This window comes from Labilibaculum filiforme, assembly GCF_002843315.1.
GTDB lineage: Bacteria > Bacteroidota > Bacteroidia > Bacteroidales > Marinifilaceae > Labilibaculum > Labilibaculum filiforme.
The window spans coordinates 290,651-305,655 of sequence record NZ_MVDD01000002.1 but is presented as its reverse complement, the minus strand read 5'-3'; the positions used below and the strand labels follow the sequence as shown (position 1 = coordinate 305,655).

Annotated in this window: 11 protein-coding genes; 10 read left to right on the top strand and 1 reads right to left on the bottom strand. The window is 35.4% G+C overall.

The window, feature by feature from the left end; all coding sequences use genetic code 11:
- Nucleotides 1-189 precede the first annotated feature (189 nt).
- The 10 genes from ppdK to BZG02_RS03920 all read left to right on the top strand — a co-directional run bounded on the left by ppdK (nucleotide 190) and on the right by BZG02_RS03920 (nucleotide 14,246).
- Nucleotides 190-2,910, top strand: a complete 2,721-nt coding sequence (ppdK, locus tag BZG02_RS03965) for a pyruvate, phosphate dikinase (protein WP_101260103.1) — start codon at nucleotides 190-192, stop codon at nucleotides 2,908-2,910.
- 492 nt (nucleotides 2,911-3,402) lie between these two features.
- The gene (locus BZG02_RS03960; RefSeq protein WP_101260102.1) at nucleotides 3,403-3,954 is read left to right on the top strand and encodes a PepSY-associated TM helix domain-containing protein; all 552 of its coding nucleotides are present in this window, start codon (nucleotides 3,403-3,405) and stop codon (nucleotides 3,952-3,954) included.
- A 703-nt stretch (nucleotides 3,955-4,657) separates the two neighbouring features.
- A complete protein-coding gene (locus BZG02_RS03955; RefSeq protein WP_101260101.1) occupies nucleotides 4,658-4,969 on the top strand; it encodes a hypothetical protein in 312 nt (103 codons plus the stop codon).
- 285 nt (nucleotides 4,970-5,254) lie between these two features.
- A complete protein-coding gene (gene ruvX, locus BZG02_RS03950; RefSeq protein ID WP_101260100.1) occupies nucleotides 5,255-5,677 on the top strand; it encodes a Holliday junction resolvase RuvX in 423 nt (140 codons plus the stop codon).
- A gap of 36 nt (nucleotides 5,678-5,713) precedes the next feature.
- Nucleotides 5,714-6,268 (top strand): peptide deformylase, encoded by a 555-nt coding sequence (def, locus tag BZG02_RS03945; RefSeq protein WP_101260099.1) that lies wholly within the window; start codon nucleotides 5,714-5,716, stop codon nucleotides 6,266-6,268.
- Nucleotides 6,269-6,512: 244 nt separating this feature from the next.
- Nucleotides 6,513-7,463, top strand: a complete 951-nt coding sequence (locus BZG02_RS03940) for a DUF6588 family protein (RefSeq protein WP_342746945.1) — start codon at nucleotides 6,513-6,515, stop codon at nucleotides 7,461-7,463.
- A gap of 122 nt (nucleotides 7,464-7,585) precedes the next feature.
- On the top strand, nucleotides 7,586-9,661 hold the full coding sequence (locus tag BZG02_RS03935) for a ComEC/Rec2 family competence protein (RefSeq protein WP_101260097.1): 2,076 nt from the start codon (nucleotides 7,586-7,588) through the stop codon (nucleotides 9,659-9,661).
- Between the two features lie 169 nt (nucleotides 9,662-9,830).
- Nucleotides 9,831-11,171, top strand: coding sequence for a Trk system potassium transporter TrkA (trkA, locus tag BZG02_RS03930; protein ID WP_101260096.1), 1,341 nt, complete (start codon nucleotides 9,831-9,833; stop codon nucleotides 11,169-11,171).
- 116 nt (nucleotides 11,172-11,287) lie between these two features.
- The gene (locus BZG02_RS03925; RefSeq protein WP_101260095.1) at nucleotides 11,288-12,736 is read left to right on the top strand and encodes a TrkH family potassium uptake protein; all 1,449 of its coding nucleotides are present in this window, start codon (nucleotides 11,288-11,290) and stop codon (nucleotides 12,734-12,736) included.
- A gap of 61 nt (nucleotides 12,737-12,797) precedes the next feature.
- Nucleotides 12,798-14,246, top strand: a complete 1,449-nt coding sequence (locus tag BZG02_RS03920; protein WP_101260094.1) for a TrkH family potassium uptake protein — start codon at nucleotides 12,798-12,800, stop codon at nucleotides 14,244-14,246.
- 25 nt (nucleotides 14,247-14,271) lie between these two features.
- Here the strand turns inward: BZG02_RS03920 and BZG02_RS03915 are convergent, their stop codons facing one another.
- Nucleotides 14,272-14,883 carry an L-threonylcarbamoyladenylate synthase gene (locus tag BZG02_RS03915; RefSeq protein ID WP_101260093.1) on the bottom strand — a complete coding sequence of 204 codons (612 nt, stop codon included), beginning with the start codon at nucleotides 14,881-14,883 and terminating at the stop codon, nucleotides 14,272-14,274.
- Nucleotides 14,884-15,005: the final 122 nt, after the last annotated feature.

The following is a 15,005-nucleotide window of genomic DNA, read 5'->3' as shown; positions in this document are numbered from 1 at the left end:
GTTAGATTGTCTCTTCTTTACTTCCTTTTTAAAAAAAAGAACACTACTTTTGTGTACAATTTTCAGGGCGTATTTAAGAATATGGCCTTGCAAATTTAAGTTTTTGAAAATATTAAGTTAATATATAATTGTTATTGAATGCCTTGATTTATTGCAGGATAATAACATTAAAACTAAAAAGCGATAATTATGAGTACTAAGTACGTTTATACTTTTGGTGACGGGAAAGCCGAAGGTAAAGCAGACATGAAGAATTTGCTTGGAGGTAAGGGTGCTAACCTTGCTGAAATGAACCTAATTGGTGTTCCAGTTCCTGCTGGATTTACTATCACTACTGACGTTTGTACTGATTACAACAAGCTTGGAAAAGATGCTGTTGTAGCAATGATCAAAGAGCAAGTTGAAGCTGCTGTTAAAGATACAGAAGTTGCAATGAATGCTAAGTTCGATGCTAAAGATGGTTCTTTCCCATTATTAGTATCCGTTCGTTCTGGTGCTCGTGCATCTATGCCAGGTATGATGAACACTGTTCTTAACCTAGGTATGAATGATGAAACAGTAAAAGTTGTTGCTGAAAAATCGGGAAACGAAAAATTTGCTTACGATTCATATCGTCGTTTCATTCACATGTATGGTGACGTTGTTATGGGTGTTGAGGCTGAAGAAGGTCACCACAACCCATTCGAAGTTGTTTTGGATGAAGTAAAAGCAGCTAAAGGTTATAAAGTTGATACAGAATTAACTGTTGAAGATCTTAAAGGTCTTGTTGAAGGATACAAAGCAGTTATTCGCAAGCACGCTGGTGTTGATTTTCCAACAAATCCTTGGGATCAACTTTGGGGTTCTGTATGTGCAGTATTCGATTCTTGGAATACTGAAAGAGCTATCCTTTACCGTAAAATGGAAAACATTCCATCGGAGTGGGGTACTGCAGTAAATGTTCAAGCAATGGTTTATGGTAACATGGGTGATACTTCTGCTACAGGAGTTTGTTTCTCTCGTGATGCAGCTACTGGTGAAGATCAATTCAACGGGGAGTATTTGATCAATGCACAGGGTGAAGATGTTGTGTCTGGTGTTCGTACTCCTCTTGAGATTACTAAAGTTGGTTCATTACGTTGGGCTGAACGTAACGGTACTTCTGAAGAAGCTCGTAAAGCTAACTTCCTTTCTATGGAAGAAGCTATGCCATCATTATATAATGAGTTGAATACAATTCAACAAAAATTAGAAGATCATTATTCTGATATGCAGGATATGGAGTTCACCATTCAAGATGGTAAACTTTGGATGTTGCAAACTCGTAATGGTAAGCGTACTGGAGCAGCTATGGTAAAAATGGCTGTTGATATGTTAGCTCAAGGTATGATTGATGAGAAAACAGCAATTTTACGTCAAGAGCCTAATAAATTGGATGAATTACTTCACCCTGTATTTGATCAAGCTGCCCTTGATACTGCCAAAGAACTTTCTAAAGGTCTTCCAGCTTCTCCAGGTGCTGCAACTGGTCAAATCGTATTTTCTGCAGAAGCTGCTGAAACTTGGGCCGCTGAAGGTAAAAAAGTAATTTTAGTACGTCGCGAAACTTCTCCAGAAGATTTGAAAGGGATGTACGCTGCTGAAGGTATTCTTACCGAACGTGGTGGTATGACTTCTCACGCTGCTGTAGTTGCTCGTGGTATGGGTAAATGTTGTATTTCTTCTGCTGCTGGTGTTCTGGTAACAGGAAAATCAATGACAATCAATGGTGTTGCGTTTAAAGAAGGTGATTTCATCTCATTAAACGGTACTACTGGTAAAGTTTACGAAGGTAAAGTTGCTACAATCACTCCTTCTTTAGATGGTGATTTTGGTAAATTGATGGAGGTTGCAGAAAACAACACTCGTATGTACGTTCGTACTAACGCTGATACTCCTGCTGATGCTAAAGCTGCTCGTGAATTCGGAGCTAAAGGTATTGGACTTTGTCGTACAGAACATATGTTCTTCGAAGGCGATAAAATCTGGAAAATGCGTGAGATGATTCTTGCAGAAAATGTAGAAGGAAGAAAAGCAGCTTTGGCTAAATTACTTCCTGTTCAACGTGAAGATTTCTCTGGAATTTTGGAAGCTATGGACGGTTTTGGTGTAACTATCCGTTTACTGGATCCACCATTGCACGAGTTTACTCCTAACGATGAAGAGTCTCAAATTGAAATGGCTCAAAAATTAGGTATCGATGTATCTATCGTGAAAGCGAAAGTAGAGTCTTTACACGAATTCAACCCAATGTTAGGTCATAGAGGTTGTCGTTTAGGAAATACTTATCCTGAAATTACAGAAATGCAAGCTCGTGCTATTATCGAAGCCGCTTGTGATTTGAAAGCGAAAGGAAAAGATCCTAAACCAGAAATCATGGTTCCTTTAATCGGAACTTTGAAAGAATTCCAAATGCAAGAAGCTATTATCAGAGAAACTGCTGCTGCTGTTTTCGCTGAGAAAGGTGTGAAAGTTGATTTCTTAGTAGGTACTATGATTGAGATTCCTCGTGCTGCTCTTACTGCTGATAAAATTGCTGAGTATGCTGAATTCTTCTCTTTCGGAACAAATGACTTGACTCAAATGGGATTCGGTTATTCTCGTGATGATGCTGGTAAATTCTTGCCTATCTATATTGAAAAAGGAATCTTGAAAAATGATCCTTTCCAAGTGTTAGATCAAGAAGGTATCGGACAATTAGTACGTATGGGTTGTGAAAAAGGAAAATCTACTCGTCCAAATATCAAATTAGGTATTTGTGGTGAGCACGGTGGTGAGCCATCTTCAGTTGAGTTCTGTAACTCAGTTGGTATGGATTACGTTTCTTGTTCTCCTTTCCGTGTACCTATTGCACGTTTAGCTGCTGCTCAAGCAAATTTGAAGCAAAACTAAGAGAATTCAAATTCTCAATATATAGAAAGGCTGTCTCACACGAGACAGCCTTTCGTGTTTTTAGGAATACCTTTAATTTTGAATTCGCAGGAAAAGTTAGAGGTGATGAAGCTCAAAAGAACTCGTTTTTTTATTTGAGAGTCAATTTGTATTTTTGCGCTGAGAAGAGTTATTTATCTAGTTAAGTTTTGTAACTCAGTTGGTATGGAAAATTAATTTCCAGGGTTTCTTGTTCTCCTTTCCGAGTACCTATTGCACGTTTATACCGATATGTGTTTTCATAATAAATCGTTTCACTTCGTTTACAATTTATTTAAAAACATCCATCGGCATTATCGAAAAGTCTTTGTTAAGAGATAAGCTGCTGCTCAAGCAAATTGGAAGCAAAACCAAGAGAATTCAAATTCTCAATATATAGAAAGGCTGTCTCACACGAGACAGTCTTTCGTTCTATCTTAAAATTTGTTTAAATTCATTAAAATTAATAGTTAAATGATAAACTGGAACTTGAAATTAAGAAACTGGCACCGAGATTTTTCCTATTTCTATGCAGGTTTATTAATGGCATTTGCAATTTCTGGAATTGCCTTGAATCATCGTCACGCTTGGGATCCTCGCGATTATGTGTATGAAACAATTGCGGTGAAAATGGATATGCCAAAGAATAGAGATTTAATTACGGAGGAATTTTTTAAGACTTGCTTGAAAGAGAATCAAGTAGATCTTGAATTGAGAGGAACCGCTTGGCGAAGAGGTGGATATAACCTTTATTTTGATGGCGCTTACGCCTTTATTGATCCTTTTACTGGCGAAGGTGAGATTGAACGTTTTAAAATAAGACCAGTTTTGGGTCAGATGGTAGATTTGCACAAATCGAATAGCAATACCTGGGTTTGGTATTCAGATTTATTTGCAATAAGTGTTCTTTTAATCTGTATTACAGGTTTGCTTATCCCAAAAGGGAAGAACGGATTTAAAAAACGGGGATGGAAATTAGCTCTTGTTGGTGTTGCCATTCCATCGGTGTTGTGGTTTTTTCTGTAAATCAACAAAAAATAAATTGCAAAGCTTACTTTGAAGGACAGTCATTTATGTTTTTAGGGGCTTCCCTTTCAGGGCGGGCTTTTCGTTCCAACTCCTCGCTTAGGCTCCTGCCCATGTTTAGCTTTCCGGTATTCTGTTTCGAAATCACAAGCATACCTATTAGTCAGCCTTATCATCGCTGTGGGGTTTCCTCTACAATCCCTAAGCCAATTGTTCACATCAGAAATAAAGCAAACACGATTACTGGTCTATTTTACCGAAAAACTGCATTCTAATGCTGTTTTAATGTATATTATTATTCTAAATAACAATATTATACCATAAAAATTAATACAGTAGTCATTTTAAGTGATATTTGTGCTGTTTAACGCGCAAATATTACTGATTTACTAACTACAATATTCATTCTACTAACTACAATATCCATTCTAATGATTGCAATATTCGTTCTAACGACTACAATATCAGTTCTAGTGATTGCAATATCTGATCTAATGAATACAATATCCGTTCTAATGACTACTATTACTATTCTACTAGGAAATAAGACGATTTTACTTACAATTTTAATTATTACCAGTAAATATTATAAGTATTAGTTAATTTAAATATCAAAATAAATTAGTAAATTGTTTAATAAATTGAATTTTTACTATAAATAGATAATAAAATACTGTTTTTTTAATAAATATTACATTTAAATATGACTGCGAATAAAACAATCTTTATAGGCGAGCTGATATTATTAGAAATGAGAAAGCAGGATGTAAGTATATCTGTAATGGCCAAAGAGCTGAATCTAAGCATAAATGCCACGCACAATGCTTTAAAAAAGCCAAGTATTCAAACCGATCGTTTGGCTCAGATTAGTGAGATTCTTCAGGTGAATTTTTTTAAAATATTAGCCGCTGACCTTCATATCGATCATCCAATTAATCCTGAAATTGAGAAGCTTACTACCGAAAATGAAACCTTGAAAAAGGTAATTCGCCTATTGGGAGGTAACAAAGAATAGGCTGTGGTTTAGCACAAAAAAAATAGCTTTCCTCAAATGAAGCAAGCTTTGTTGTTTATTGAAGTTAATTGCTTAATCTATTTCTGGGTGGAATTATTTGCACAAGCTACTGCTTAGCTCGCTAAAACTGGTAATTACATTAAAAAAAAGTTAGCGGTAATAAGTTTTGAGCGCCTTTAAACATCCTCTTTATTGGGTTCTATTTGCTTCATTCTTTGTTGAAAAAGATATATTTTAATCAGTTTCTTCTATCTTTGCAATTCAAAATTAGTTTAAATAAGAGATTTGGCACGAATTTTAGCAATTGATTACGGAAGAAAACGAGTAGGATTAGCAGTTACTGATCCATCTCAAATAATTGCCAATGGTTTGGATACTGTTGCAGCAAAAGATGTTCTAAGCTATTTAGAAAAGTATTTTCTGACTGAAAAGGTGGAATGTATTGTGGTAGGATATCCAAAGCAAATGAATAATGAGGATAGTGAATCAATGAAATATCTAAAACCGTTTTTAGGACAGTTAAAAAAGAAATTTCCGGAAATGCCAATCGAGTTCGTTGATGAGAGATTTACCTCGAAACTTGCTTTTCAGGCTATGATAGATGGTGGTTTAGGAAAGAAAGCGAGAAGAGATAAAGCGATGATTGATAAGGTAAGTGCTACTATTATATTGCAATCGTATATGGAAACCAAAAGAAATCTTTTTTAAGATTTGTTTGTATTTAGATAATTAGAGAAATATAGAATGATTTTACCCATTACTATTTACGGCCATCCGGTTTTAAGGAAGGTCGCCAAAGATATTGATAAAGATTATCCGGAATTAGAGAAATTTATGGATGATATGTGGCAAACAATGTATTTTGCCGATGGAGTTGGTCTTGCTGCACCTCAAGTGGGGCGAGCTATTCGAATGTTTGTACTTGATTGCTCTTCTTTTGCCGAAGAGGAACCTGAATTGGAAGGTTTTAAGAAGATGTTTATTAATGCAAAAATTACTGAACGCACTGGTGATGAATGGGACATGTCGGAAGGCTGTTTGAGTATTCCCGGTATTAATGAGGATGTTAGTCGTCCAGAAAGTATTAAAATTGAGTATTACGATCAGAATTGGGAATTTCATAAGGAAGAATATTCTGGTTTTGCAGCCAGAGTAATTCAACATGAATACGATCATTTGGAAGGAATCATGTTTACCGATCATTGCGCACCTTTAAAAAGAAGATTGTTAAAAGGAAAACTGACGGGGATCTCGAAAGGAAATTTTAAAGCTAAATATCGCTTTACTCTCGCAAAATAATTTTAAACCTTACCATTTCGGTAAGGTTTTTTTTTCTTAAAATAGTTTCCTTATCTGTTTGGTAACGAACCATATTACTGGGTATGTGTGCTGAATTGTTTTCTAATGTTTAAACAAAATTACAATCGGTTCGTATTAGCAGGAGTTAACTTTTAAACTAACTTAAATCTCTTATGATGAAAAAATTATTTTTAATATTTATTTTATTTGCTCCACTTTTTGGCCAATCGCAAGATATTGAACAATTTTTATTGCCGGAACCGAAGATGCATCAAAATTGACTAAAAACTATGTAAATCCGGTATCGAAAGGTTTTATGTATGGCTTAAATAATGGTTGGTATTCTACCGCGCGTACACATAAGAAATTTGGCTTTGATATTACTTTTGTTGCAAATTTGGCAAAGGTTCCAAGTAAAGATGAAATGTTTCAATTTGTAGAAAGTGATTATTCGAATATTACTTTGGCTAGCGGATCGACTGGAATTCAGACTTTAATGGGAGGAGATAATAACACAACTCTTTCGGCAAGAATTCAAACAGAGAATGGCGATTATAAGTTAACAGATTTTACAATGCCTGATGGTATTGGAGATGATTTACCGATGAATGCAGTTCCTACAGCCACCTTGCAAGTTGGACTTGGTATTCCTGGAATTGATGCTGATTTAAAACTGCGATACCTTCCTAAAGTTGGTGGTTCCGATTTAGAAGTGGGAATGTTTGGTGTTGGAATTCAGAAAAACCTATCGAAAATTTTGAAGATTGATAAAACTCCTGTAGATGTTTCTGCATTGATTGCTTATACAAAATTGACTTCAGAATACGATATTCAGGGGGATTCGGATTTGGATGGTAGTGGTCAAATGATGGAATTCACAACGAATGCTTATACCATACAGGCTATTGCTTCGGTTAATCTAAAATTGATTGAATTTTATGGAGCAGTTGGTTACAATACCGCAAAAATGGATGTCGATATAAAGGGTTCTTACGAATTAGAGTATAGAGAAGAAGGGTCGGGAATGAGTGTTTCTGAAACCGTTGTTGATCCGGTGTCGATTGATTTTAAGGCGAATGGACTAAGAGCTACTATTGGTACTCGTTTTAATTTAGGTTTTTTCAAGTTATTTGGAGATTACACCATTCAGGAGTACAATACGATTACTGCAGGAATAGCATTTAGTTTTAGATAATAGAGGAAATAACTTACAGTATTCTCTAGCTTAGATATTTAAGTCCTTGTTTTTACAACAAGGACTTTTGTTTTTTTGGCGGATTAGTCTTACATTCAATTCATCATAAATTGAATTATTTGATGACAACGAGAGAACTGTTCCGTCAAAATCCTTTTCTTCGACTTCTATTGCCCGTGGTAATTGGAATTGCCTTGTCGGATCTAATCGACATTCCTCCTCTTTTGAATTGGATATTGGTTCTCTTTGGCATAATAGGTGTTTTCCTTTTCACATTTTTTGTAAAGCTTCGAAAATCGTATTCGCTTCGTACTTTATTTGGCGTTTTTGTATTTGCTATTTGTTTCGGCGCCGGAGTTATTAGGAATAAGGATATTCAGTCTCTCATGTATCTTCCTACCAATAAGTCAAAAATTATTTTAAAAGGGGAAGTTGTCGATACGCCTATCGAAAAGAAGAGTAGTTATGCTTTTGTTCTTGCTGTTCAAACAATTAAAGTGTCGGAAAAATGGCAAAAAGTTTCGGGAAAAACAATGGTGTATCTTCAAAAAAACAGCAAAGCTAAAGAGCTTAGAATTGGAGATTTGTTAGTAGTGAATACCGAACTGCAAAGAGTGAAAAATGCTGGGAACCCTCATGAGTTTGATTACGCAAACTATCTAAAAACTCAACATATTCTGTATGCCGCTTATTCCGACTCTTTAGCCTGGAATAAAATAGAAGAGAAATCTGCTTTTTCGATGAAAGTATTGGCATCGAACTGGAGGGATCGTTTATTAGCCATTTACCGAAAAAATGGAATTCAAAATGAGAGTTTTGATATTTTAGCTGCGCTCACATTAGGATATAAAACCGGGATGGATCCCGAAATAAAAAAAGCTTGGGCCGATGCAGGTGCCATGCATGTTTTAGCTGTATCGGGTTTGCATGTTGGGATTATTTATATGATTATGAGTTATCTGCTTCGATTTTTAACTCGCTTTAAATATGGGATAATTTTGCGTGGCTTGCTTCTTTTGCTGATACTATGGATTTATGCTCTCTTAACCGGAATGTCGCCTTCAGTAATGCGATCGGCAACCATGTTTAGTTTTATTGTGTTTGGAGAAATACTAAAAAGGAACGGAAGTATTTACAATTCATTAGCGATATCCGCATTTTTTCTGTTGCTGATTGATCCTTTTTTGCTGTTTACAGTGGGTTTTCAGTTCTCCTATTTGGCAGTTGTGAGTATTGTGTTTTTTCAACCTCAGTTCGACAAACTTATTTATGTAGGCAATCCAATTTTGAAAAAATTCTGGCAATTAACAACGGTTTCAATTGCTGCGCAGATAGGAACTTTTCCTTTGGCTATTTTTTATTTTCATCAGTTTCCATCCTATTTTTTACTTTCAGGATATGTGGTTATACTGATGGCGGGAATACTTATTTATCTCTCTGCATTATTACTTCTTTTATCTCCAATTCCTATTATTTCCGAAAGCTTAGGATGGTTATTACGAAGTCTTGTTGAGGGAATGAATTTTTTAATTGTAAAAATTCAAGGCTTGCCTGGTTCAGTTCTTCGAGATTTGTCGATTAGTCAGTATCAATTAATTCTTAGCTATTTTCTTCTTTTTTCGCTTATTGCTATCCTCTCGTTTAAACGTAAAAAAGCTGTTTATTTTCTTTTAATTATTTTAATTTGTTTTCAGTTGCCATATAGCTATCAAATTTTTCAAAAGCCGAAAAATGAATTGTTGGTATTCAATTCTCGCGGACATAGTATTATTGGTTTTGTGGAAGGGAATAAAAGTTTCTTTTTAGTGGATAAACAAATTTCATCCGAAATAAGAGATAGAGTAATTCAACCATTTGTTTTAGAAGAGAATATTCAATCAATAAGCTATGATACGCTTCAGCCATTTGATATTAAAGTATTGGGTAGTGATGTTGTTGCTATAATAGGTAAAAACAATTTTCAGTTGAAGGAAATATTGAAGGCTACTCAGCCTAATTATATTATTTTACGTTCGGGAGCCTTAAAAGCAAAAAAAATGTTGGAAAAAGAATTTGCGAATTCTAAAATCATTATTGATGCCTCGGTTTATCAGAAAGATCGGAAAAAATACCTCTTAAATGATAAAGAGGAGGAGGTGAATTTTTTTGATGTGCAAGAGAATGGAGCCTACTTATGCACTTTATCAACATATAATTGAGCTTTATCCTTGAAACAAAAGCTTTTAATCGTTCTCTTTGATTTCAGAAAGTCTTTTGCTAATTTAGTCGGCTTGGCTTAATTAATTATTTTCAAGAAATAGCTTTAAATTTCGCTTGATTATGTGTTAATTTGCCGCTCAAATTCCATTTATTTAACGGAACCATGTTATGAAGATTGTAATTGCTGGTGCAGGGGCAGTAGGGATACACTTAGCTAAAATGCTGAGTAATGAAGATCACGACATCATATTATTAGATAATGATGAGGAAAAATTGAAGGAAATTGATTCGCATTTGGACTTATTAACCATCGTAGGATCAAGTTCATCATTAAATGATCTTAAAGAAGCTCGTGTTAAAAAGGCGGATCTTTTTATAGCTGTAACTCAATCGGAGGAAACCAATATTACTTCGTCTATTCTGGCCAAAAAGTTGGGCGCACTTAGAACAATTGCTCGTATCGATAATCAAGAATATTTGATTCCTGAAAATAGAGAATACCTTAGGAGTTTAGGGATTGATGAATTGATTTATCCCGAACGGTTGGCTTCGAAAGAAGTAATTAGTTATTTATCACGTTCAGGAACGCGTCAGCTCTATGAGTTCTCAGGAGGGAAACTTCTTTTGTATGGAATTAAAATAAGCAGCAAATCGGTGTTCATGGATAAAACCATGGCCGAGGTAGCCGAAATGACTACTAATTTGGATTTTAGAGCAGTTGCCATAAAAAGAGGCGATACAACTATTATTCCAAGAGGACACAACCGTTTTTCTCGTGGCGATTTAGTTTTTGTGGTTAGCAAGCCCGATGCAATGGAAAGAGTTATGAATCTTGCAGGAAAAGAGAAATACGAAATTAAAAATGCAATGATTTTAGGGGGAAGCCGTATTGGTCAGAAAACAGCAATGGAACTGGGCAAAAAAATGAACCTGAAATTAATTGAGATTGATAAAGATAAAAGTCTAAAACTTGCTGATTATCTTCAAGATACTTTAGTTATTAATGGAGATGGTCGCGATAAAGAATTGCTAAAAGAAGAAGGAATTCACAAGATGGATGCTTTCGTAGCAGTTACCGGAAATTCAGAAACCAATATTTTAGCTTGTCTGTTGGCAAAAAAAATGGGGGTAAAAAGAACCATTGCCGAGGTAGAAAATATTGATTATATCGATTTGGCCGATAATATTGGTGTTGGTACCATGATTAATAAAAAATTATTGGCCGCGAGTTATATCTATCGCTTTACGATGGATGCCGATGTGCAGCATTGTAAATGGTTAACTGTTTCGGAGGCCGAAGTTGTTGAGCTGGTAGCTAAACCAGATTCCCGAATCACCAAAGAAATTTTAATGGATCTGGATTTCCCCGAGGATGCGAATATTGGGGGAATTATTAGGGAAGATGAAGGTTTTATTGCAACTGGTGAAACGCAAATTCAGGCTTACGATAAAGTGGTAGTGTTTACGCTTCCTTCAGCAATTAAAAAAGTGGAAAAATTCTTCAAATAATATGACCCGAAACCGAATTGGATTAATTCGGTTTCTTTTTACCCTTCTTTATAGAACGAATTTTAAAACATAGTTTTCTTTTTTTTTTTGAAAATTATAACCTAAGCTAGTTCGAAATGTTCAACTGGAAATTTATTTTTTATGTGATGTCGGTTTTAATGATCGTGGAAAGTTTTTTCCTGATTATTAGTTCTGCCGTTGCCTTACTCTACGGAGAAGGTGACTTTATATTCTTTGTTCAATCGGCAGGAATTTGTTTTTTATTAGGAGGTATTGTATTTCTAAATACCCGAAATGGTAGCCGGGAAATTGGCAAACGGGAAGCGTTTTTGGTAGTTAGCTTAGTTTGGGTTGTTTTTTCTATTTTTGGTGCATTCCCATTTCTTTTAGGCGGTTATATTCCAACTTTCACAGATGCTTTTTTTGAAACTATTTCTGGTTTCACGACTACTGGTGCTTCCATTGTGAACGACATAGAGGCTTTACCTCATGGTATTTTATTTTGGAGGTCTTTAACTCATCTATTGGGAGGAATGGGTATTTTGGTGTTAACAGTGGCTGTTTTACCTGTTTTTGGTGTTGGTGGAATGGCGATGTTTAATGCTGAAGCTGCAGGTATTACTCCCGATAAATTACATCCGCGAATTAAAGAAACTGCTCAGCGCCTTTGGGGAATTTATATGCTGTTTGTGGTCGTCGAAACCATTTTTTTGGTTTTTGGAGAAATGGATTGGTTCGATGCAATTTGTCACTCATTTGGGACCTTAGCTTCGGGTGGATTTTCTACCAAAAATTCGAGTATTGCGAATTACTCTCCATATATACAGTATGTACTTATCGTATTCATGTTTTTAGCTGGTGTGAATTTTACCTTACACTATTTTGCGATAAAAGGAAAACTGAATAAAATTTGGAAGAATCAGGAATTTAGAGTCTATACCAGCTTAATTATAATAGTTACCGGTATTATTACTCTTACTTTGGTTTATTTGGATCACGGATCTTTAGAGAAGTCATTTCGGGATGCATTATTCCAGGTTACTTCGGTAATAACAAGTACAGGTTTTGTGAGTGCTGATTATTCTTTGTGGCATCCTTATTTGGTGTTTCTTATTTTTGGTTTGATGTTTACAGGTGCTTGTGTTGGTTCTACATCGGGTGGTGTAAAAATTCTTCGACATTTACTTCTTTTTAAAAATGCTATTCTCGAATTTAAAAGAATGATTCATCCATCGGCAGTATTGCCGGTGCGTTACAATAAGGAGATGGTGGGGCAGGATGTGATTTCGAAAACTTTAGCATTTGTTATTTTGTATTTTATGGTGTTTTTTATAGGTTGTTTTGCCATGACACTTATTGGTTTGGATTTAATTTCCGCTATGGGTGCAGTAGCAACAACTATGGGGGGAATCGGTCCAGGATTGGGCGTTGTAGGACCAATGAATAATTTTGCATCGGTTCCGGAAGTTGGGAAATGGATACTTTCTTTTTTAATGATACTCGGAAGGTTAGAGTTATTCACCTTTTTAATTATTTTTGTCCCCTCTTTTTGGAGGAATCAATAAACACTGTTTTTTTTAAGACTTGAGAGTAATATCTTTGGTTAAAATTTTAAGCTAATTAAAAGTGATAAAACACAAAATAATTCTAAACATTCTTGGGAAGCTACTGGTTGGAGAAAGTCTTTTCTTATTCTTGTCGCTATTGGTTTCTTTGATTTATCAAGAGCCTGATAGTATGGCATTTGTTAAGTCGATCCTTATAACTTTTACAGTTGGAGGAATGAGTTATATGCTTTCTAAAGGGGCTGGAAAAGACCTGGGAAAACGAGAAGGATATATTATTGTAAGTATAGTTTGGGTTGTTTTTTCGATATTTGGTTGTTTACCATACCTTTTTAGTGGAGCTATTCCATCGGTAACCGATGCTTTTTTTGAAACCATGTCGGGTTTTACAACCACAGGATCCTCAATACTTAATAATATTGAAGAACTACCTCATGGAATTCTTTTTTGGCGATCCTTAACCCAATGGATGGGAGGAATGGGTATTATTGTAATGTTTCTTGCGATACTTCCAACTCTAGGAATTGGCGGTCGCGAATTGTTTATCGCCGAAGTTCCTGGTCCTGCACCCGATAAGCTAGCGCCAAGAATAAGAGAGACAGCTCGTAATTTATGGGGTTTATATATTCTTTTTACACTCGCCGAAACTATTCTGCTTTTTGTTGGTGGAATGACTTTTTTCGATGCAATTAATCACTCGCTAACAACAATGGCTACAGGTGGTTATTCAACGAAACAAGCCAGTGCTGGTTTCTTTACCTCTGCTTATTTGCAATATGTAATGATCTTTTTCATGTTTATTGCAGGTACCAACTTTACTCTTGCTTATGCTATGGTAACAGGAAAATTGTCGAGGGTTTTTAAAGATGAGGAATTTCGTTTTTACACCTTGGTGGTTCTGATGTTTACCGGAATTATTACAATTGTGTTGGTTATTGGAAATAATTTTGGATTCGAACAAGCTTTTCGCGATAGTTTGTTTACTGTGGTTTCAATTATTACAACAACAGGTTATGCAACAGCCGATTATCTGTTATGGTCGCCATTTTTAGGAATGCTGGTTTTCGTTTTGTTTTTTGTTGGAGGATCTGCTGGCTCAACAGGAGGAGGAGTAAAAGTGGTGCGAATTTTATTGCTTTTCAAAAATAGCTTTTACGAATTGAAACGTTTGGTACATCCAAATGCAATTATTCCAATACGTTACAATGGTCATGTTGTCGATCAAAGAACAGTAACTAATATTTTGGCATTTTTTGTTTTTTACATTATCATTTTCATGATATCTTCCATCCTCATGTCATTGTGGACTCCTGATATTTATTCCGCATTTAGTGCTGTTGCTACAACACTCGGAAATATTGGTCCCGGATTTGGAGAAATCGGACCAATGGAGAATTTCTTTCATTTACCTGCCTTGGCAAAATGGTTTTTATCGTTTTTAATGCTGTTAGGTCGATTGGAATTGTTTACCGTGTTAATTCTATTTTCGCCCTCTTTCTGGAGGCATTAAAAAAGTCCTATCTAAATTGTTGATTTTAAAGTTTTAATTCTCCAATTCCTGGGCGAATAATTTCAAACGAATTAGTGGTGCAGTCAACAATTGTTGATGCTGTATTTTTGCCGAAGCCACCATCAATAATTAGATCAACCTGTTTGTGATATTTTTCATGTATCAATTCCGGATCGGTAGTGTATTCAATCACTTCATCCGGATCGTGAATAGAGGTGGTTAGTATCGGATTTCCCAATTCCTCTACAATACTTAAAGGGATGTAGTGATCGGGAACACGAATACCAACGGTCTTTTTTTTACTTTTGAAGAGTTTAGGCACATTATTGCTTGCCTGTAGAATAAATGTGAAGGCTCCGGGTAAATTTTTCTTCATCATTTTAAAAGTCGTATTGTCTACTTTGGCATATTCCGACAAGTTGCTCAAACTACTGCAAATTAAGGAGAAATTTGCCTGGTCAGCATTAATTCCCTTTATATTCGCAATCTTCTGAATAGCTTTGTTGTTATTGATGTCGCAACCAATGGCGTAAACAGTATCAGTAGGGTAGATGATGATGCCGCCGTCTTTTAAAACATCGGCAATTTTCCTAAATTCCCTATAGTTGGGATTGTCAGGATACAATTTTAAAAGCATTTTAGTAGTGGTTTTGGGTTATTACGCAGGTAAAGATAGAAGATTCTTTGCAATAGCTAATCTACTGATGCTTATTTATTTTAGTTTTTTAGTGATTCGTTATTCTAAATAAATAGTTATAA